We start from the raw sequence: 17,779 nt of genomic DNA on the forward strand, positions 1-17,779 counted from the left end.
TTATGAATTATGAATTATGAATTATGAATTATGAATTAGGAAGTGGGGACGTGGGGAAGTGGGGAAATGGGGAAGTGGGGACGTGGGGAAGTGGGGACGTGGGGACGTGGGGAAGTGGGGAAGTGGGGAAGTGGGGGGGTGGGGTGTGGGAAGAATAAATAAAAATAATCTCCTGACTCCTGACTCCTGACGACCGACTCCTGACTATCACTGCGGGTTAATAATTGGGGCAGCGGGGAGGGAAGGGGAAGGTATGGGTGCGGGTAGAGGGGAAGCAGCCGGTTGGGGAGAAGTTTCGTTATCTTGGACTAGATAAATTGACTCCACCTGCTGACTGGTTTGGGGAGTAGCGATAAATCTACCCTCATCGACTAGATAAGTCATCGTTTCAGCGCGGATACTGTTGCCTTCCTGCAAAACATAAACATTACCCGTCATCACCAAACGACGTTCGCGGCTAAAATACTGAGCTTGAGCGGAAGTGGCCTGCATTTTGCGGGCAGGATAGAACACTTGTACGTTACCCCGAGCGGTAATTACCCCCGTTTTTGAGTTTGCCTCCTGAATATCCGATCGCACTGTCATGGCATTACCCGGTACAATATTCTGCTGTGCCTTGACTAGGGGAGAAGTACCCAATCCCATGACTAAGCTAGTGGAAACGAGGGTAACTAGCCATCCTCTGATTTTTGCGGATCTTGCTCTCATAGAAATGTCACCTATAGACGTAATTGTATTGACTAACTAATCTAGCTGTTTAGAGGACGGGATGACTTTTGAGGATTTTCGGCAGAGAACAGATAGATCGATCGAGGTGGGGATGAGGATGTTCCTGATTGCTTTTCATCGCTTCTAGCACTGCCGGTAAAGCTTGGGGATCGAGATTCTGTAAAAAGTTTAATAGATCCAAACTCTCCCCCACCAAATGCGTCACGTTGATCCCCTCGTAATCGGGTTGATAGTGTTGTAAACGTCTCACCCCTTCTCCCAAAAGAATTACCGCCCCGCGCCAGTTATTATTTTCTAGATGGTAACAAGCGACAGCAATCTGCAAAATGCCTTGATAAAAGGTTTTTTCAGGCTCTGCGGACTCCATCCACAAAGCCTCTAGGGTATCATGACAAGCATAGAATTGCTGGCGATTAAATTCCTCGATTCCTTGGCCAAAAGCGCTGGCTGTCATTACCCTATACTAATGCCCCTTCATCGATTCGCGGACTTCTTGGATATAGTCGAGGGAAATTACCTGTTCTTCTCCGGCAAACTCGTTATCGGGGGTAATAAATAACATACAGTGACATTCTTTCCGTTCCCGCATCGGTACACAGGGACAATTCCAGAAAGTATTTTTTACCTCCGCTTCTTTGTCCTCGTAGTGACGACAGGGACATAAAGGAGCGCCTAATTCGTCCTTATGACGCGCTAATCCCTCAATTACTACGGCTGTCACCGAGAGATCGCTACAGAAATAAGTATTTGTACCTTTAGCGTACTGTTCGGCAAACTTCTTCATCGCCTCAAGACTCTTATCCGTGTCCGTGATCTGGCTCATAGTTATCTGATCCCCTTAGCTTTCTACAAAAAAACTCTTTACTATCCTATCTCGATCCGCTTCCCCTTGGCCGAGGGGAATTTTTAGAATCTCTTTTGATTTGGCGACCGATCCCCTTGTTAATCTAATACGATAAAAAGACTCTCTTTGGCCAAAAGCTCGATTTTTTGGCCGGCAAACTGGAATTATGGGGGCAAAGTTCCTCAAAACCTGTCCTTGATTCCTGCAATCTCTGTCCCCTATCACTACCAGAACATGATTTTATCTTTCTTGGAGACAAATAAAATTTCTGACGGTAACACGCCTTGGTGGCTGAAAATTACCTCCCTTTCCCCCCACTGTATTTACTATTTTGGTCCCTTTGCTTCTTTTGAGGAAGCACAACAGCATCAGGGGGGTTATCTACAAGATCTAGAGTCCGAAGGCGCACAAGGGATTAGTCTTTCGATCGAGCGGAGTAATCCCCATTATTTGACCGTTTTTGACGATGGAAACCAGGATCTAGCTAAAACTTTCGCTTCCCATGCTCGAACCTTTTCTCGCTTTATTTCTTAAGTCTCCCTGTCCTCTTTGTCAACGGCAGAGCGAGCGAGAGCTTTGCCGTGATTGTGAACGACAATTACAGGCCTATCGTCATCATAACCCGCTTTTTCTCTGGCGTGGTTCTATTCCCCTGTTTATCTGGGGACGCTATGAAGGTAAATTAAAACAGGCGATCGCTAAAATGAAATATGATCGCCATCCCGCTCTCGGCTCTTTGCTAGGCAGTTGCATGGGGGAAACTTGGCTGCTTCGTCCTCCCCTCACCGATAAACGTTTGACGGTGATTCCCATCCCTCTCCACCCAGAAAGGTTAAAGGAAAGGGGTTTTAATCAAGCAGAAGTCATTGGCGAAGGTTTTTGTCGTTTAACCGGTTATAATCTGGCTAGTCGCGGATTAATTCGGATTAAGAACACGGCAGCTTTATTTAGTCTGGCAGCCGAGGCGAGAAAAAAGACGATGCAAGCGGCTTTTCAACTGGGGAAAAATTTACCGAAATCAGTGCCGATTCTCTTAATTGATGATATTTATACCACGGGAACCACGATCGAGGAGGCTGTGCAGGTTTTACGCACAGAGGGATATCGGGTAGTCGGTGCGATCGCTCTTGCCAGTTCCAAAATTAGCTAAAATGCCCAGACGGAATCGGTCTAGGCATTTTAGGGTTAAATTAAATTAAGTGCGTTTGATCTTGTCGTATTGACTGATGAAAATCAAACCGATAGTGGCGGGGATCAGGACGATAACCGCACCTAAAACAAGGCTCCAGAGAAAGTTAGCTAAAGAGGGTGTCATGATAGATAAATCCTTTGTCATATTTTCAAAGACTTAGTTTTTTATCTTATCACCTTGGGCGAGAAGGCCCCCAGTTCCACGACCAGATAAATGCGATCGCAGGTTTTATATGTCTTCAATCGCTGAAAATAAAATCTCCCTTGACTTCTCAAGGAGATAGGGATGTTTGACAATGGGTGATAGTTACAAAAGTTCACACTAGACTGGCAAAGATTTTTATGGCTACTGACGATCGCAAACGGCGCATTCTCGATCATCTCTCCAGAAGTACCACTGGTGCTGACTATATTCCCCAAAAACCGCTGCCAATTGTGGAAACTCCCCCGGTGGCAGCGGAACCCGTGGCAGCGCCGCCTCCAGTAACTCCTTCACCGGAATTAACTGCTAAAGAGCGCAAAAGAAAGATAATGTCCCATCTTTCCATGAGTAGTGAAGATTTTGGCGAAATTACTAGCACTACCCCCCAAGAAAAGCGTAAACGCCAAATTAACGACCATCTGCGCCAAAGCCAAGGATAAATAGTAAGGAGTGAGAATTAGCAACTAGGCATCTTCTAGACTGTTCTCACTCCCTCATTTTCTGCTGTCGATGGCAATAATGACAGTTGTTGCAAATCAGTTCCTCGCTCTGGCAACAAGGGAATGTTAAAGTTAGTAATGATCGCTTCGGTGATCGGATGACGCAATTTTTCTGTGGAACCCACATGATAAAAATGCTGTTTAGTATAGATATAAAACTTATCAGCACTCCAATTTTTTTTAATTAAAGGATTGCTTCTAAACTGATTACTGTGCCAAGTGGACAAAATAAACCGACAAGAAATATCCTTTAAAATAGTCACCAAACAATCTTCATCCTCTTCAGACCAAGAGTTAAAATAATCGACGTGTCTCCCTAAATAAGGAGGATCGAGATAGATCAAGTCTGTTTTTTGCCAATTAGATAAAGTCTCTCGAAAGTCAGCAACTTGAAAATTATAATCAGTTTTAATAAGAATATTTTCTAGGGCAATAACTTGATTGACTATTTTGGTAATATATGCTTGAGAAAATCGTTCTGATTTATGACAGTAAGGTACGTTAAACTGTCCCTTACGATTGAATCTCATCACGCCATTAAAACAGGAGCGATTCAGAAATAAAAAATCTAGAGAATTAGGAGATTGATTAAATCTTTCTCGTACTTGATAATAATAACTTTCTCCCTGCTCCTTAAGAAATTGACCATTTTCTTGCAAAAAAAGCTTGACAGTTTTACTGGTAATAACTTGATTTTTTAGATTATTATAAAACTGGATAATATGAGTATTTGTGTCCGCAAGTAGAGCCTTTTGGGGATTAATATTAAAAGCCACCACTCCCGATCCAGAAAAGGGTTCTATCCAACGCCCAAAGCTCAGATCAGACACAATATTTTTAATATCTTTCACCAATTTAGTTTTAATTCCTTGACACTTAATCGGTGGCACAAGTGGCGTTAACTTCACTAAACACTCTCCTCATCAATAGTAATCTCTATCCACAGCAAACTTAGCTCCTGTTGGCTCGTGAATAAAGGTCAAATTAGGGTAAAAATTTTGTTGAGATACTAACTCTATCTTTAATTGGTTACATCTAGCAAAATTATCAAATATGGGAAAAAGAAGCAATTCTAGGATTTTGGAGATGATTTTCGTATCAATAGATATAGTATATACTTCTAGACAGTTTAAATCCAGTACAGCTTATCCCAGAAACCATGAGACTCTTGCCAGAACAAATGAACTCAAAAATCTGGCTTTTCTCGGTTCTGTGTGATAAGTTTAACTTATATATATAGGATCGATCAATCTTGGTGTCCTTTGTGTCTTTGTGGTTCGTTCCACCCCCCCGCTAGGAAGAATGTATCTTAGAATACATTTTACCCACCAAACCCAAGAGAGCCAAAATCTCTCGTCACCATTCTTGTCAGAATTATGAGAATTACGTTACATTTAGTTAAGATTTAATTGGCTGCGGGGATTAATCTCGAAAAAATAACGTAAAATCCTTGACAAAAACAGCTAAATGAGTTAAGCAAAAATCTTTATCCTAGAACCACTAAACAAACATGAAACTATCCTGGAAAACGATTTTACTGTGGACATTGCCCGCCCTTGTGGTCGGTTTTTTCCTCTGGCAAGGCACTTTTGCCACGGCCACCAGTAATATCGGCAATAACACCGCCAGTACCCGCATGACCTACGGACGCTTTCTAGAATACCTAGACAGTGGTAGGGTTGTTAGCGTCGATCTCTACGAAGGGGGCAGAACCGCGATCGTACAGGCCCTAGATCCAGAACTAGAAAACCGAGTACAACGCCTGCGGGTCGATTTACCAGCCAATTCCCCCGATTTAATCGCCCGTTTACGCGATTCTAAAATTAGTTTCGATGCTCACCCGATGCGGAATGACGGCGCTTGGTGGGGATTCCTCGGTAATCTAGTTTTCCCCTTTTTGCTGATTGCCGCTCTCTTTTTCCTGTTCCGCCGTTCTAATAATATGCCAGGCGGCCCGGGTCAAGCGATGAGTTTTGGTAAATCAAAAGCTCGCTTCCAGATGGAAGCAAAAACCGGCATCACCTTTGATGATGTGGCAGGAATTGATGAAGCGAAGGAAGAATTACAGGAAGTTGTCACTTTCCTCAAACAACCGGAGAAATTTACCGCCGTCGGGGCCAAAATCCCCAAAGGAGTCCTGTTAGTTGGCCCTCCTGGTACGGGTAAAACCCTGTTGGCTAAAGCGATCGCCGGTGAAGCGGGTGTACCTTTCTTCAGCATTTCTGGTTCGGAATTTGTGGAAATGTTTGTCGGTGTCGGTGCTTCTCGCGTGCGCGACTTGTTCAAAAAAGCCAAGGAAAATGCTCCCTGTTTAATCTTTATCGATGAAATTGACGCAGTAGGTCGTCAACGGGGTGCCGGTATCGGTGGTGGTAACGATGAACGGGAACAAACCCTAAACCAATTATTGACAGAAATGGACGGTTTCGAGGGGAATACGGGAATTATCATCATTGCCGCCACTAACCGCCCCGATGTTCTCGATTCCGCTCTCATGCGTCCGGGCCGTTTTGATCGCCAAGTAACCGTCGATGCGCCCGATTTTAAAGGTCGTTTAGAGATTTTAGACGTTCACGCCCGCAATAAAAAGCTGGCTAACGACGTTTCCATCGAAGCGATCGCCCGTCGCACTCCGGGGTTCAGTGGAGCAGATTTAGCCAATTTACTGAACGAAGCGGCAATTTTAACCGCTCGTCGTCGTAAAGATGCCATTACCCTCCTAGAGATAGATGACGCGGTAGATCGCGTTATCGCGGGTATGGAAGGCACTCCTTTAGTCGATAGCAAGAGCAAGCGCCTAATCGCTTACCATGAAGTGGGCCATGCGATCGTGGGTACGCTCTTAAAAGATCACGATCCCGTCCAGAAAGTGACTCTGATTCCCCGGGGACAGGCCCAGGGTTTAACTTGGTTCACTCCCAACGAAGAACAGGGTTTAACCACGAAAGCGCAGTTAATGGCCCGGATTTCCGGTGCTTTAGGTGGTCGCGCAGCCGAGGAAGAAATCTTCGGCTATGATGAGGTGACTACCGGTGCTGGTGGCGATTTACAGCAAGTTTCTGATATGGCCCGCCAGATGGTGACTCGTTTCGGGATGAGCGATTTGGGTCCTTTGTCCCTAGAAAGTCAAGGGGGTGAAGTGTTCCTCGGTGGCGGTTTGATGACTCGTTCCGAGTATTCTGAGAAGGTCGCTACTCGTATCGATGATCAAGTGCGATCAATCGTGGAACACTGCCATGAAATTTCTCGGCAAATTGTCCGCGATCATCGCGAAGTGATCGATCGAGTGGTGGACCTGCTGATCGAAAAAGAAACGATCAATGGGGAAGAATTCCGGCAAATTGTGGCTGAATACGCCTACGTTCCCGAAAAAGAACAGTTTGTACCACAGTTATAGGTTGATTTCAATCCATAGGCGATCGGGTGGGTTAAAGCTCACCCGATTTTTTTATCCTAGTTAGGGTTTGCTGAATAAATGTGAAATGTAGGCAAGGTAAGAGTTTTGTGGCTTTTTTCGCGAAACAGGTGCAAGATTTTGAGAGAATCGTCGTTCAAAACCTTGCGTCTTCATCGGCCCGCATCCTGTAGGGGCGAAGCATTCGGACAATCACCTATCGGTGAAACCGTAGATTTTCTAACCGAATGCTTCGCCCGTACTTTTTGCCGCAAACCCTAGTTAAGGGTTCAAAAGCGGCAAAAATAAGGATTAAATTGACTAAAATCTGTAAATAGACAATTTAATTGATTATTATTCATTCTTAATTCTCCTGACGACCGACTACTGGCTACTGACTCCTAACCCCACCGAAAAACTTTTTGCCGCAAACCCTAGTCATCATCATCGTCATCGTCTTTATTCTGGTCATTATCACCGTCTTTTTGCTGCTTTTCCCCGTCTTTATCACTATCTTCGTCTTTTTGCGGCGATTCTACCGTGGTAGGGACGTTTTTCGGTTCTTCGGCTTCTTTTCCTCCCTGACAAGCACCTAAAACCGTAGTCAAGGTTAACAGAATCAGCAAAACTAAGGATTTGATTTTCATAGTCTTTCTCCCCACTCGATCGATAAATATAACAATTTTAAGACTTTTGGGCGGTGGATAGTTTGGCCAATGCCAAGAAAGTGCATTCCCAGACTAAACGGGGTTGAACGTAGGCTAACAGCTGCCGGCGGGTTTTTTCCAAGATTTCTAAAATCGATCGCTCTCGTCGTCGTTGCCAATCCTCATACTGAAGATAACTCACATACCATAATTGGGTTTCCGTGTCAAGAGTTTGGGCGATAATTTTGGCTAATTCCAGTGCTTGGGAGAGTTTTAGGGGAAATTTGCTCAAAGATCGCGGTAAATCTTGGGGGAGACTATCGAGAAATTCTAAAGCGGCGATCGCTTCTCCGGGGCTACCTTGGGCTAAACCGATAATTGCCGGATAATTGAGAACGCGAGCGTGTCCGTTAGAGCGGAGGACTTGAGCGAGATTTTCTTCCGAAAGACGCTGAAAAGGGACCTGTTGACAGCGAGAAACGAGAGTGGGTAGTAAAGAGGAGGGACTGGGAGCAATCAGGATTAAAGTGGCTTTTCCAGGTTCCTCAAGCGTTTTTAAGAGGGCATTTGCCGCCGATTCCGTCATGGTTTCTGCTGCCTCGATCACCACCACAGAGCGGGCCGATTCCAGGGGAGGACGACTTAAAAAGTTAGTAATCTCGCGAATTTGTTCGATGCGGATTTGCGGGGGAGCTTTACGCTTGAGATTGCTTTCCTGTGCTTCTTTTGCGGTGAGCAGTTTGCCTTGGTGTTGATAAGTGGGTTCAATCCAGAGTAAATCGGGATGATTGCCCCCCAGAAAGCGTTTCAGGATTAATTCCCTTGTTTCCGGCGATCGCTCTCTAGTTAACAAGTCTTGACAGAAACATTTGGCGGCCAGATTGCGTCCAATCCCCTTAGCGCCGGCGAATAAGTAAGCGGGAGCGATCGAATTGATTTCAAGCGCTCTTTGTAGTAGTTCAATGGCCTGATTTTGACCGATTAACCGTGACCAATCTATCATCTTTTCCCTGCCATGGCTCGCTATTCCTGTTCTTATTTTGTCGGAATTTCTCCTCATCAGACCGGGTTTTTATACGATGATATCCTGAGTTTGGGTGAATTTGAAATCATCAAGCGCCGGCCCGATGTGTTACTTTTATCGGAAGTTCCTAACGATGCTCTCTTTCCCCAGTTGGTGAAAGTGGAATTATTTATTCATCCCCCCACTAGCTCGGAACTTCAGATCGATTTATTGGTAAAAAATCATGAGCTGCCCCTGAGAACTAATAATCGTTGTCGGCAATTTTTCCAATCTATTCACCAGATTATTACCAACAATTATCAAGGCCAATCCCTGACCAGAATTACCGCTTAACCCGATTTGTTCCTGTCTCCGTCAACTGACAAAGACAGGGACAAAATACCATCTTATCACCGTGATTTAACTGGGGGGCTAACTTTTCCTTCAGATATAAGAAGGGAGGCACAATTATTTGTAGGATGGGTTAGCGGTAGCGTAACATAATCGGGCGTTGGGTTTCATGCTTCAACCCAACCTACGTTCTTCCCTATCCTCTAAGAGAATTTGGGTTCTGTTTTGATCATCTTCGACGATGAAAAAATGCTCTTTTTGGTGCTTGATGGATTGATCGAGAAAAAATCGGTAATTGCTTTAATTTTCGCTTTCCTTCGTCGATTTGAGTGGGGGAAATTGACGACGTAAAAGCAAGGAATTACTCACTACCATAACCGAACTAAAAGCCATCAAAGCTGCTGCTAGGGCCGGACTGAAAGCTAGACCCCAACGGGGCAGTAATAAACCACCGGCAATGGGAATAGCAAAGGTATTATAACCCAAAGCCCAAAAAAGATTTTGTCGGATTTTTTGCCATGTAGCCAGACTTAAATGCAGAGATTGTACCACATCCTCCAGGCGATCGCTAATTAAAACGATCCCGGCCGTTTCCATGGCCACTTCTGTGCCACCGGCCAGAGCAATACCGATGTTAGCCTGTGCTAGTGCAGGAGCATCATTGATACCATCCCCGACCATAGCCACGATTTTGCCCTCTTTTGTCTGTAGGCCGGCAATTAAGGCCGATTTTTCGGTGGGGGCAACTTCGGCATAAAATTGGCTAATACCCAAACTATTAGCGATCGCTGTCACCACTTCTTGGCGATCACCACTGAGTAAAATCACCTCTAAACCGAGTTTTTGTAACTGATTCACGGTTGTTTGAGCATCGGGACGTAATCGGTCCTGAAAAGCGATCGCGCCGAGTAATTGTTCTTCCATCCCCAGATAAATCACCGTTTTACCCGCTTGTAAAAGCTCTTGAATCCCCCAGATAGTTTCATCGATTTTAATGCCGTTCTGTGCCAACCATTGCCGATTTCCTAGAACAATTTTCGACCCCTGCACCCTTGCAGAAACTCCCAATCCGGCCACAGTTTGAAAATCTTCCCCCGTCAGGTTAGTAGGGGGAGTAACCGCGTCTAAAATCGCCTGAGCAAGAGGATGATTAGTACCACTCTCCACTACTGCCGCTAATTGTTGAATTTCCAGGGGATTAAGCTCAGAAAAACTCAAACAATCGGTAATTTCTGGATGACCTTGGCTGAGGGTTCCCGTTTTGTCAAAAACCACCGTTTGCAGTCGCGAGACAGTTTCCAAAACATCACCCCCTTTAATTAAAATGCCCCGTTCGGCTGCTAAACTGGTTCCCACCAGTAGGGCCGTCGGTGTGGCTAAACCGAGAGCGCAGGGACAAGCGACCACAAGCACAGAAATCGCTAATTTTAGGGACAAAAGTAAGGGAGAAGTGGGTTGAATCATCTCGTGGTGTCCTGTGGTTGACCCTAACACCTCTGGAAAGAGCCTAGTTCCCCAAAAATACCAAAAGAGCAGCACAATTAGGGCAATTATCATGACTCCGTAGGCAAAATAACCCGCTACCCGGTCCGCTATCTTCTGTACCGGGGCCTTGCGAGTTTGGGCTGATTCCACGGCTGCGATAATCTTAGCTAGGGTGGTATCAGTCCCCACCTGACGAGTTTGCACTGCGATCGCACCAGAGAGATTGAAACTGCCAGCAATGACTAGATCTCCCATTTCCTTAACCACCGGCAGCGATTCCCCCGTTAATAAAGCTTCATCTACCGTGGTTCTTCCCTGAATAATCTCCCCATCCACGGGAATTTTTTCTCCGGGTAAGACGCGCACCCATTCCCCGACGCGCAGCTGTTCCACGGGAATGGCCACGCCCACACGGTCATCTGTACTACCAATCAGGTGAGCCACTGCCGGTTGTAGGGAGGTAAGCGCTTCTAAGTCTGCGGCTGCACGATGACGGGAATGCGCTTCTAGAGTCCGTCCGAGGAGAATAAAACCTAACAGCATGACCGGTTCATCGAAAAAGCACTCTAGACCGAGATTAGGGAAGATAAGAGCCAAACAACTGGCTATATAGGCGCTACCTGTGCCTAAACTAACGAGAGTGTTCATATTTGGCATCCCGTGCCGTAATCCGCGCCAACCATCGATGAAAATATCGCGGCCGGGGAATAAAATGGCTAGGGTGGCTAAAGTCCAGTGAAAAGCAATACTTTGAAGGATGGGGATTTCCGGTCCCCCGATGTGGTGTAAGTGACCAATCAGGGAAAAAACCAGTAAACAACAAGCGATCGCTAATCGGTATAATTGTTGTTGCTGTTCTTTTTGTTGGTTTTGCCGACGTTGATTTTGTTGAGAAAGGGGAGTCGATGAGCTGCGCGGTTGGGTGGGGAATCCAATCGCGGTTAATTTTGCGGCCAACTGCTCTGGTGCGATCGCATCCGGTTGGTATTCAATCACGGCAATTTCCGTGATTAGGTTAACTTGGGCCGATTTTACCCCTTGATTTTGGCTGAGTTGTCTTTCTACGGCACTCACACAGCCGGCGCATTTCATGCCTTTTACGTCTAGAGTAGCGGTTTTTAGTCCAGTTTCGGCGGCTAGGATCATAGAAAAAGTAGGCAAGGATGGTCTTTACTTCTATCCTAGAAATTATCGACGGATTTTTAAACTATTTTGGCGATCTCTTCCTGATTCATTCTCGATCGGCAATAGATCTTGTAGGGTGCGTTAATGAAATGTAACGCACCTTATCTGATGTTCAAAATTCCTGCGTTATGCTGACGCTAACACACCCTACTGGACTGTTTCAGTGCGATCTTGTAGGGTGCGTTAATGAAATGTAACGCACCTTATCTAATGTTCAAAATTCGTGCGTTACGCTGACGCTAAAACACCCTACTGGACTGTTTCAGTGCGATCTTGTAGGGTGCGTTAATGAAATGTAACGCACCTTATCTAATGTTCAAAATTCCTGCGTTACGCTGACGCTAACACACCCTACTGGACTGTTTCAGTTAATGAAATGTAAGGCACCTTATCTAATGTTCAAAATTCCTGCGTTACGCTGACGCTAACACACCCTACTGGACTGTTTGATCTAATTTGGTGTATTAGAAAAATGCTATAAATTCTATAATCTAAGACTTTAAGCCGAAATCTATCGCCCTATTTTAGCTGAAACAATCCACTATATTTGATACATTTATATTGCTTAATCATCCCAAAAACCTTCAGGCTTGGCTATACGTTCACCACTACCCCAATCCTGGGGATAAATTCCTTGAGCGATAAACCGATGGATACTGGAATATTGCCAATCTTGAGGATTTTCACAGAAACCATGCCGCACTGGATTGTCATGAATATAATCGCAATGTGTTGCAAAATCTTGTTCATCTCGGATTAAATGCTCCCAAAATCGGCGTTGCCAAAGATTCCCTTCTCCTCGTTTTTGCCGTGATCGAGAAACTTCACGATTAACCCCCAATGCCTGCCCATAATGCTTTGTGACATAAGTTTTGATTAATCGTAACCTTACCGAAAAATCTTGATCATCATCTGGTAACGTCCATAAACAATGAAAATGATCAGGTAATAGAACAAAAGCATCAATCACAAAAGGATATTTCACTCTAACCTTTTCGATTCCTTGCCTAAGCGCTTTTCTAGCCACATCACAACAAAGCCAAGGCTCTCTCTGATAAGTGACTTGAGTAATAAAGAAAGTCCCTCCAAATACATGAGGTCTTCGATAATTAGACATTTGGATCGTAGAGTGTATTAATGAAATGTACAACTTGAATGATAATCAACAAATTCGTGCGTTACGCTAACGCTAACACACCCTACATCATATCTGAAGCGGGGAACAAGGACGCAATCAGAGCCAAAACAGATAGGCGCAAGGAGCGTTAACGGGGAGTGCGATCGCTGATCTCGTAGGGTGCGTTAATGAAATGTAACGCACTAATTCCCTCGCAAACCCTCAAAATAAAGCTCAAATGCGATAGAATGAGGGACAAATAAAATTCAGAAAGTGCTGTGAGGGAAACCGTCTATATTGAAACCAGTGTTATTGGCTATCTAGCCGTTAGACCAAGCAACAACTTGATCTTCATGGCAAATTTGGAAATAACCAGAAGATGGTGGGAAACTCGCCGTAGTCAATTTACCCTTTACATCTCGCAAGTTGTCTTAGATGAAGCGGGACAGGGTGATACAGAAATGGCAAGCAAGAGGCTAGAGATTCTGCAAAGTCTCTCTGTGCTTGAGCTTACCGACACTATAGAAGACTTGGGAATGCAATTCCTCACTAGAAGTAATCTTCCCGCTAAAGCATCCGATGATGCTATTCACATTGCCGTAGCCACCGTTCATGGATTAGATTACTTGCTAACATGGAACTGTAAACATATTGCTAACGCTCAAATCCAAAAAAAGCTTACCGAAATCTGCCGTGATTTTGGCTATAAATTGCCGACCATTTGTACACCCTATGAATTAATGGGAGAGTAAATTTATGTGGGAAGATGAAATTCTTGAAGAATTGCACAGAATACGAGAAGAGCATGCTAAATCTTTTAATTATGATTTCAAAGCCATATTTGCTGATTGGCAGACAAGACAAGTCGCGAGTGGCAGACAATTAGTATCACTGCAACATCAACAACAGTTTAACAAGGCGTTGGAGCCGACTACCCAAGAGTGATATGTTTGAGCAAAGGAAATCCGGCAGCGGCTCAACTTTGCCGTTATGCCGACCAGCGAGTCAAGTGCGATCGTTCCGATTGTAGCGATCGCCGATCTTGTAGGGTGCGTTCCCTAATGCAGGATTTTTGAGAACGCACCCTGCACATTGATTGAAGCTGTGAGGTTAGGTGCGGTGCTGCTCTTGTGGGCCCAGTTGAGGAATGTTAGCGAAGATTGCCAATGTTTAGGTTAAAATAGAGGGGCAAAAGTTGCCACAGGGTCGCTTCAATGACAGTTCGACAACCCCGCTACAGCAAAGAAGAATTTGCCCGACGTGGACACGAAGTCTATGAGTCTCAGGTACGCTCCCAAATCGAGGAAGGGAATCATGGGAAGATTGTAGCAATAGACATCGAAACAGGGGCTTTTGAAGTGGCTGACGACAGCCTAACAGCTGCTAAACAACTGTTAATACGTTTTCCTGATGCACAAATATTTGGTATTCGCATTGGACATCGTGCCGTCCATCGTTTTGGCTTTCGTTCCCCCAGTGTGTCGCCATGATGATGGGGAGCGTCAATTCGCGCCGAGAAGCAATTATTCAATTCGTAGTGCTAGGCGAAAATCACCAGAGGCAAGCGATTAAAGCAGTTATTGACACTGGTTACACTGGATTTCTCACGTTGCCTTCCGCTATCATTACAACACTAGGATTAACGTGGTATATGCAAGAAGAGGGAATCTTGGGCGATGGAAGCCTCTGTATGTTTAACGTATTTGAGACAACTGTGATCTGGGATGGTCAGATCAAATCTATTGAAATCAATGAGTCAGAGACAGATCCATTAGTTGGTATGGGTTTACTTGATGGCTATGAGTTGAATATTCAGGGTTTTGCTGGAGGATTAGTGACAATTAAACCTTTGTCATAGTGCGATCACAATCGCCGTAGGGTGCGTTCCCTAATGCGGGATTTTTGAGAACGCACCATGCACATTGATTGAAGCTGTCAGTCTAAGTGGGATGACGAAGGCACGGCCTAGCAGTACACTGATCTTGTCGCGTAAGGGGCGGGCTATAATGAACTGTGAACCTGATTGGTCAGAAAAAATTGACCAATATTTGTCTGGTGAAACCATTGACCATTAAGTGGATTCTAAGGAGCTAAGGGAATGACCTGGACGGCAAACCAACAAGCGAAAATTATCCGTACAGAGCGAGGACTGACGATCGCTGGCACGCGCATCACCCTCTATGATGTGATCGATCTCCTAAAAGCTGATTATCCTCCTAAACTGATTCGTGACACATTTAACCTCACGGACGCGCAAATTGACGCAGCTTTGTCCTACATTGAGGCAAACCAAGCTCAGGTCGAGGTTGAATATCAAGAGGTTCTTCAGAATAGGGAAGAAATTCGCCAGTACTGGGAAGATCGTAACCGTGAACGCTTTGCTCGAATTGCAGCAATGCCACATAAACCAGGACAAGAAGCGTTTTGGGCAAAGCTTGAGGAGCAGAGAGCCAGACGTGCCGCACAAAAACAATGACTTTCTTAGTTGACTACAACCTCGACGGTTATGCGCTGATTTTTCTTGGTATATTGGCAAAACGTGGTTGGCTTGAGTTTCAGTCTGTCCAATTTGTCACCTTTAGAGAGGTTGGATTGTCGATGGAAAGTAGCGATCGCGTAGTCTGGTGCTATGCTCAAGAACAGGAGATGATGATTCTTACTGCTAACCGAAATATGAAGGGTGATGATTCCCTTGAGCAGGTTATGCGAGAAGAGAACACAGAGAAATCGTTTCCAGTGTTGACGATTGGAAATCTCGATCGTTTGAGTGAAGCTGAGTATAGAGAGCGCTGCGCTGAACGACTGATCGAAATTGCTGTAGATATTGATAATTACAAGGGGGTTGGTCGGTTATTCATTCCATGATATTGTCGGCTACGCTTAAAAATTAGGGCGATCGCAGTCTTATCGGTGAGATGCACGGCATAACTTAGCCGTTATGCGGCAAGTTTCTGAATAGATCGCAATCGCTGTAGGGTGCGTTCCCTAATGCAGGATTTTTGAGAACGCACCATGCACATTGATTGAAGCTGTCAGTCTAAGTGCGATGCCGAAGGGACTGCGTAGCAGTACGCCGACCTGGTAGGGTGCGTTAATGAAATGTAACGCACCTTATCTAATACCAATTCTCCAAAGTCTGACTACAGAAGTTTAATCCCCCTAAATCCCCCTTAAAAAGGGGAACTTAAAGGGGGATTTAAATTCGATGTGTAGTTTTCATTTAGAGAAATGGTATAATGTTCAAAATTCGTGCGTTACGCTGACGCTAACACACCCTACTGGACTGTCTCAGTGCGATAATGCAAGTCCTACTGCTCCACCAATAGATTTTGGGGAACGCACCATGCACATTGATGGAAGTCGTTAGACCGCTTCAATTTTAGGGTAATAGTTGCTAAAGTCCGCTAACTTCACCGGTGAAGCCACCTAGGGAGAGGTTTTTGATCGCTAAAAAATTTTTTCTTTTCCATAAAAACGATAAAATCTCTATTCTGGAAGCATAAAGAGGCTTCAGGCGAATTTAAAGGCATATTTAAGCCCTATAAATCGAATATTTCTAGTTTTTCGACCTAATCAAGCCATTAATAGCTTAATTTATTGGCATCTAACCCAACTGAGACAGTATAATTTTTCTCTGATGTATTGTAATTGTTTTTTATTTCATATAAAATACAATCTCAGAGAAAATACCTAAGTAGGTGGGTGGAATTAAATATAAAATGAACGTAGGTTGGGTTGAAGCATGAAACCCAACGCCCGCATGGGTTACGCTACCGCTAACCCATCCTACAAATAATTGTGCCTACCTACTTAGCAATCTCCCATAAATAAACAAAGGAGCCGATGACATCGTGATCCCTGATCCTAGATCCTCAAAACCGAAAACCCTCTTACCTTTTATTTCTCTAGCTACGGCTGCCGTCGTCACAACGGGAATCGGACTAACTTCTAGTCCCCTATCGGCATCGAGTAATCTGCTGGCAAGTCCGGATAAACAGCAAGCTAAACAAAAAACTGTGGAAATCACCCTGGTTTCCTACGCGGTGACTCAATCGGCCTACTCAAAAATCATTCCTCTATTCGTCAACAAATGGAAAAGAGAGAAAAAACAGGATGTGGTGATTAAACAGAGTTATGGCGGCTCTGGTTCCCAAACCCGCGCTGTTATCGACGGATTAGATGCAGATGTGGTAAATTTGGCCATCGGTTCCGATGTGGAACGCTTGCAAAAAGCGGGTTTAGTTAACCCCGGTTGGCAGAAAGAATTACCCAACAATGCCATCGCCACTCGTTCCGTGGTCGCTTTAGTTACTCGTCAGGGCAATCCCAAAGGAATCCGCAACTGGCCAGATCTAGCCAAATCGGGGATTAAAGTCATTACTGCCAACCCGAAAACCTCTGGGGTGGCCCGGTGGAATTTTCTGGCCCTGTGGGGATCGGTAACTCGGACCGGCGGCAGTGAAGCACAAGCGACCAATTTCGTCCGCAATGTCTATAAAAACGTGCCTGTACTACCCAAAGATGCCCGGGAAGCCAGCGATGTCTTCTTTAAACAGGATCAGGGGGATGTGCTGCTTAACTACGAAAACGAGGTGATTCTGGCCCGTCAAAAAGGAGAAACTGGTTTTTCCTATACTATTCCTCCGGTCAATGTTTCGATCGATCCGCCCGTGGCCGTAGTCGATAAAATAGTTGATAAACGCAAAACCCGGGAAGTAGCGACAGCTTTTGCCCAATTTCTCTTTACTCCGGAAGCGCAGCGGGAATTCGCCAAGGTGGGTTTCCGTCCCGTTAATGCTAATGTGGCTAAAGAGTTTAGTAAACAATATCCAAAAGTGTCGAATCTTTTCCCCTATACTGCGGTTGGTAGCTGGGATGCGATCCAGAAAAAATTCTTCGCTGATGGGGCGATTTTTGACCAAATTCAGCGTTAATTAGTAGTAGGCCGTCAGCTAAGTAAGTGGTTCTGATTAATTGATCCCCCCTTAATCCCCCCTTAATAAGCTATCCCTTATAGGGATCTTTCTTAACAATTTTTTCAGTAAGCACTCCAACCCTTATCCTGACTTGATTTCAGTTTTTTCCTTGTCAGTAAGGGTGTCAACAAGGAATATTACAGATTGTTAACCGA

The 17,779-nt window shown here is 44.8% G+C and carries 24 protein-coding genes; 14 read left to right on the top strand and 10 right to left on the bottom strand.

All coding sequences use genetic code 11. The annotated features are described in order from the left end of the window. Nucleotides 1-23: 23 nt before the first annotated feature. A complete protein-coding gene (locus ACE1AQ_RS02475) occupies nt 24-158 on the top strand; it encodes a hypothetical protein (RefSeq protein WP_255348743.1) in 135 nt (44 codons plus the stop codon). 49 nt (nt 159-207) lie between these two features. On the opposite strand, the gene ACE1AQ_RS02480 is transcribed toward ACE1AQ_RS02475, so the two are convergent. The 3 genes from ACE1AQ_RS02480 to ACE1AQ_RS02490 are packed head-to-tail and all read right to left on the bottom strand — an operon-like array spanning nt 208 to nt 1,552. Continuing rightward, nucleotides 208-708, bottom strand: coding sequence for an LptA/OstA family protein (locus ACE1AQ_RS02480; protein ID WP_008195862.1), 501 nt, complete (start codon nt 706-708; stop codon nt 208-210). A gap of 49 nt (nt 709-757) precedes the next feature. Further along, a complete protein-coding gene (locus tag ACE1AQ_RS02485) occupies nt 758-1,183 on the bottom strand; it encodes a DUF309 domain-containing protein (RefSeq protein ID WP_008195864.1) in 426 nt (141 codons plus the stop codon). Between the two features lie 9 nt (nt 1,184-1,192). Continuing rightward, nucleotides 1,193-1,552: a ferredoxin thioredoxin reductase catalytic beta subunit gene (locus tag ACE1AQ_RS02490; RefSeq protein WP_002803092.1), complete on the bottom strand. Its 360-nt coding sequence runs from the start codon at nt 1,550-1,552 to the stop codon at nt 1,193-1,195. A gap of 255 nt (nt 1,553-1,807) precedes the next feature. Here ACE1AQ_RS02490 and ACE1AQ_RS02495 point away from each other — a divergent pair, with 255 nt between their 5' ends. Both ACE1AQ_RS02495 and ACE1AQ_RS02500 read left to right on the top strand, forming a co-directional pair. Further along, nucleotides 1,808-2,107, top strand: coding sequence for a DUF1816 domain-containing protein (locus ACE1AQ_RS02495; RefSeq protein ID WP_008195871.1), 300 nt, complete (start codon nt 1,808-1,810; stop codon nt 2,105-2,107). Then, nucleotides 2,076-2,723 carry a ComF family protein gene (locus tag ACE1AQ_RS02500; RefSeq protein WP_008195872.1) on the top strand — a complete coding sequence of 216 codons (648 nt, stop codon included), beginning with the start codon at nt 2,076-2,078 and terminating at the stop codon, nt 2,721-2,723. Before ACE1AQ_RS02495 ends, ACE1AQ_RS02500 begins: the two co-directional genes overlap by 32 nt. A gap of 45 nt (nt 2,724-2,768) precedes the next feature. Here the strand turns inward: ACE1AQ_RS02500 and psbX are convergent, their stop codons facing one another. After that, nucleotides 2,769-2,888: a photosystem II reaction center X protein gene (gene psbX / locus ACE1AQ_RS02505; protein WP_002733679.1), complete on the bottom strand. Its 120-nt coding sequence runs from the start codon at nt 2,886-2,888 to the stop codon at nt 2,769-2,771. Between the two features lie 218 nt (nt 2,889-3,106). On the opposite strand from psbX, the gene ACE1AQ_RS02510 reads away from it, so the two are divergent. Then, nucleotides 3,107-3,406 (top strand): hypothetical protein, encoded by a 300-nt coding sequence (locus ACE1AQ_RS02510; protein WP_002803105.1) that lies wholly within the window; start codon nt 3,107-3,109, stop codon nt 3,404-3,406. 35 nt (nt 3,407-3,441) lie between these two features. Here ACE1AQ_RS02510 and ACE1AQ_RS02515 read toward each other — a convergent pair whose 3' ends face one another. After that, nucleotides 3,442-4,374: a Dam family site-specific DNA-(adenine-N6)-methyltransferase gene (locus tag ACE1AQ_RS02515; RefSeq protein WP_008195898.1), complete on the bottom strand. Its 933-nt coding sequence runs from the start codon at nt 4,372-4,374 to the stop codon at nt 3,442-3,444. Nucleotides 4,375-4,389: 15 nt separating this feature from the next. Then, nucleotides 4,390-4,605: a type II restriction endonuclease gene (locus ACE1AQ_RS02520; protein ID WP_306344829.1), complete on the bottom strand. Its 216-nt coding sequence runs from the start codon at nt 4,603-4,605 to the stop codon at nt 4,390-4,392. A gap of 371 nt (nt 4,606-4,976) precedes the next feature. Here ACE1AQ_RS02520 and ftsH2 point away from each other — a divergent pair, with 371 nt between their 5' ends. Beyond that, nucleotides 4,977-6,863, top strand: a complete 1,887-nt coding sequence (gene ftsH2, locus ACE1AQ_RS02525) for an ATP-dependent zinc metalloprotease FtsH2 (protein WP_008195899.1) — start codon at nt 4,977-4,979, stop codon at nt 6,861-6,863. Between the two features lie 431 nt (nt 6,864-7,294). Here the strand turns inward: ftsH2 and ACE1AQ_RS02530 are convergent, their stop codons facing one another. Both ACE1AQ_RS02530 and holB read right to left on the bottom strand, forming a co-directional pair. Further along, nucleotides 7,295-7,507 carry a hypothetical protein gene (locus ACE1AQ_RS02530; RefSeq protein WP_008195901.1) on the bottom strand — a complete coding sequence of 71 codons (213 nt, stop codon included), beginning with the start codon at nt 7,505-7,507 and terminating at the stop codon, nt 7,295-7,297. A 37-nt stretch (nt 7,508-7,544) separates the two neighbouring features. Continuing rightward, nucleotides 7,545-8,510, bottom strand: a complete 966-nt coding sequence (holB, locus tag ACE1AQ_RS02535) for a DNA polymerase III subunit delta' (RefSeq protein ID WP_008195903.1) — start codon at nt 8,508-8,510, stop codon at nt 7,545-7,547. A gap of 12 nt (nt 8,511-8,522) precedes the next feature. Here holB and ACE1AQ_RS02540 point away from each other — a divergent pair, with 12 nt between their 5' ends. Beyond that, nucleotides 8,523-8,864, top strand: a complete 342-nt coding sequence (locus ACE1AQ_RS02540) for a hypothetical protein (protein ID WP_008195905.1) — start codon at nt 8,523-8,525, stop codon at nt 8,862-8,864. A gap of 297 nt (nt 8,865-9,161) precedes the next feature. On the opposite strand, the gene ACE1AQ_RS02545 is transcribed toward ACE1AQ_RS02540, so the two are convergent. Both ACE1AQ_RS02545 and ACE1AQ_RS02550 read right to left on the bottom strand, forming a co-directional pair. Beyond that, nucleotides 9,162-11,492 carry a cation-translocating P-type ATPase gene (locus tag ACE1AQ_RS02545; RefSeq protein ID WP_110543458.1) on the bottom strand — a complete coding sequence of 777 codons (2,331 nt, stop codon included), beginning with the start codon at nt 11,490-11,492 and terminating at the stop codon, nt 9,162-9,164. Between the two features lie 604 nt (nt 11,493-12,096). After that, complete coding sequence (locus ACE1AQ_RS02550; RefSeq protein ID WP_002759060.1) at nt 12,097-12,648, bottom strand: transposase; 552 nt, start codon at nt 12,646-12,648, stop codon at nt 12,097-12,099. A gap of 278 nt (nt 12,649-12,926) precedes the next feature. On the opposite strand from ACE1AQ_RS02550, the gene ACE1AQ_RS02555 reads away from it, so the two are divergent. From ACE1AQ_RS02555 to ACE1AQ_RS02590, 8 genes are all read left to right on the top strand, one after another. Continuing rightward, nucleotides 12,927-13,400, top strand: coding sequence for a type II toxin-antitoxin system VapC family toxin (locus ACE1AQ_RS02555; RefSeq protein ID WP_008195957.1), 474 nt, complete (start codon nt 12,927-12,929; stop codon nt 13,398-13,400). A gap of 4 nt (nt 13,401-13,404) precedes the next feature. Then, nucleotides 13,405-13,593: a hypothetical protein gene (locus ACE1AQ_RS02560; RefSeq protein WP_110543461.1), complete on the top strand. Its 189-nt coding sequence runs from the start codon at nt 13,405-13,407 to the stop codon at nt 13,591-13,593. A 5-nt stretch (nt 13,594-13,598) separates the two neighbouring features. Next, entirely contained in the window at nt 13,599-13,724 is a 126-nt protein-coding gene (locus ACE1AQ_RS02565; RefSeq protein ID WP_255348744.1) for a hypothetical protein, read from the top strand. A 138-nt stretch (nt 13,725-13,862) separates the two neighbouring features. Beyond that, nucleotides 13,863-14,138, top strand: a complete 276-nt coding sequence (locus ACE1AQ_RS02570) for a hypothetical protein (RefSeq protein ID WP_002733756.1) — start codon at nt 13,863-13,865, stop codon at nt 14,136-14,138. Beyond that, entirely contained in the window at nt 14,135-14,506 is a 372-nt protein-coding gene (locus ACE1AQ_RS02575; RefSeq protein ID WP_110543463.1) for a clan AA aspartic protease, read from the top strand. Before ACE1AQ_RS02570 ends, ACE1AQ_RS02575 begins: the two co-directional genes overlap by 4 nt. Before the next feature lie 240 nt (nt 14,507-14,746). Further along, entirely contained in the window at nt 14,747-15,124 is a 378-nt protein-coding gene (locus tag ACE1AQ_RS02580) for a DUF433 domain-containing protein (protein WP_061432720.1), read from the top strand. After that, nucleotides 15,121-15,513 (top strand): DUF5615 family PIN-like protein, encoded by a 393-nt coding sequence (locus ACE1AQ_RS02585; protein ID WP_106908941.1) that lies wholly within the window; start codon nt 15,121-15,123, stop codon nt 15,511-15,513. The genes ACE1AQ_RS02580 and ACE1AQ_RS02585 overlap by 4 nt, the downstream gene beginning before the upstream one ends. 986 nt (nt 15,514-16,499) lie before the next feature. Continuing rightward, the gene (locus ACE1AQ_RS02590; RefSeq protein ID WP_106908940.1) at nt 16,500-17,582 is read left to right on the top strand and encodes a sulfate ABC transporter substrate-binding protein; all 1,083 of its coding nucleotides are present in this window, start codon (nt 16,500-16,502) and stop codon (nt 17,580-17,582) included. Nucleotides 17,583-17,779 lie beyond the last annotated feature (197 nt).

This window comes from Microcystis sp. BLCC-F209 (assembly GCF_041928595.1).
Lineage (GTDB): Bacteria > Cyanobacteriota > Cyanobacteriia > Cyanobacteriales > Microcystaceae > Microcystis.

Excerpts from the sequence above, each read along its gene's own strand:
- ACE1AQ_RS02485 (WP_008195864.1), bottom strand. The coding sequence starts at position 1,183 with ATGACAGCCAGCGCTTTTGGCCAAGGAATCGAGGAATTTAATCGCCAG.
- ACE1AQ_RS02575 (WP_110543463.1), top strand. The coding sequence starts at position 14,135 with ATGATGATGGGGAGCGTCAATTCGCGCCGAGAAGCAATTATTCAATTC.
- ACE1AQ_RS02585 (WP_106908941.1), top strand. The coding sequence starts at position 15,121 with ATGACTTTCTTAGTTGACTACAACCTCGACGGTTATGCGCTGATTTTT.
- ACE1AQ_RS02580 (WP_061432720.1), top strand. The coding sequence starts at position 14,747 with ATGACCTGGACGGCAAACCAACAAGCGAAAATTATCCGTACAGAGCGA.
- psbX (WP_002733679.1), bottom strand. The coding sequence starts at position 2,888 with ATGACACCCTCTTTAGCTAACTTTCTCTGGAGCCTTGTTTTAGGTGCG.
- ACE1AQ_RS02510 (WP_002803105.1), top strand. The coding sequence starts at position 3,107 with ATGGCTACTGACGATCGCAAACGGCGCATTCTCGATCATCTCTCCAGA.
- ACE1AQ_RS02570 (WP_002733756.1), top strand. The coding sequence starts at position 13,863 with ATGACAGTTCGACAACCCCGCTACAGCAAAGAAGAATTTGCCCGACGT.
- ACE1AQ_RS02480 (WP_008195862.1), bottom strand. The coding sequence starts at position 708 with ATGAGAGCAAGATCCGCAAAAATCAGAGGATGGCTAGTTACCCTCGTT.
- ACE1AQ_RS02475 (WP_255348743.1), top strand. The coding sequence starts at position 24 with ATGAATTATGAATTAGGAAGTGGGGACGTGGGGAAGTGGGGAAATGGG.
- ftsH2 (WP_008195899.1), top strand. The coding sequence starts at position 4,977 with ATGAAACTATCCTGGAAAACGATTTTACTGTGGACATTGCCCGCCCTT.
- ACE1AQ_RS02560 (WP_110543461.1), top strand. The coding sequence starts at position 13,405 with ATGTGGGAAGATGAAATTCTTGAAGAATTGCACAGAATACGAGAAGAG.
- ACE1AQ_RS02490 (WP_002803092.1), bottom strand. The coding sequence starts at position 1,552 with ATGAGCCAGATCACGGACACGGATAAGAGTCTTGAGGCGATGAAGAAG.
- holB (WP_008195903.1), bottom strand. The coding sequence starts at position 8,510 with ATGATAGATTGGTCACGGTTAATCGGTCAAAATCAGGCCATTGAACTA.
- ACE1AQ_RS02540 (WP_008195905.1), top strand. The coding sequence starts at position 8,523 with ATGGCTCGCTATTCCTGTTCTTATTTTGTCGGAATTTCTCCTCATCAG.
- ACE1AQ_RS02495 (WP_008195871.1), top strand. The coding sequence starts at position 1,808 with ATGATTTTATCTTTCTTGGAGACAAATAAAATTTCTGACGGTAACACG.
- ACE1AQ_RS02550 (WP_002759060.1), bottom strand. The coding sequence starts at position 12,648 with ATGTCTAATTATCGAAGACCTCATGTATTTGGAGGGACTTTCTTTATT.
- ACE1AQ_RS02545 (WP_110543458.1), bottom strand. The coding sequence starts at position 11,492 with ATGATCCTAGCCGCCGAAACTGGACTAAAAACCGCTACTCTAGACGTA.
- ACE1AQ_RS02530 (WP_008195901.1), bottom strand. The coding sequence starts at position 7,507 with ATGAAAATCAAATCCTTAGTTTTGCTGATTCTGTTAACCTTGACTACG.
- ACE1AQ_RS02500 (WP_008195872.1), top strand. The coding sequence starts at position 2,076 with ATGCTCGAACCTTTTCTCGCTTTATTTCTTAAGTCTCCCTGTCCTCTT.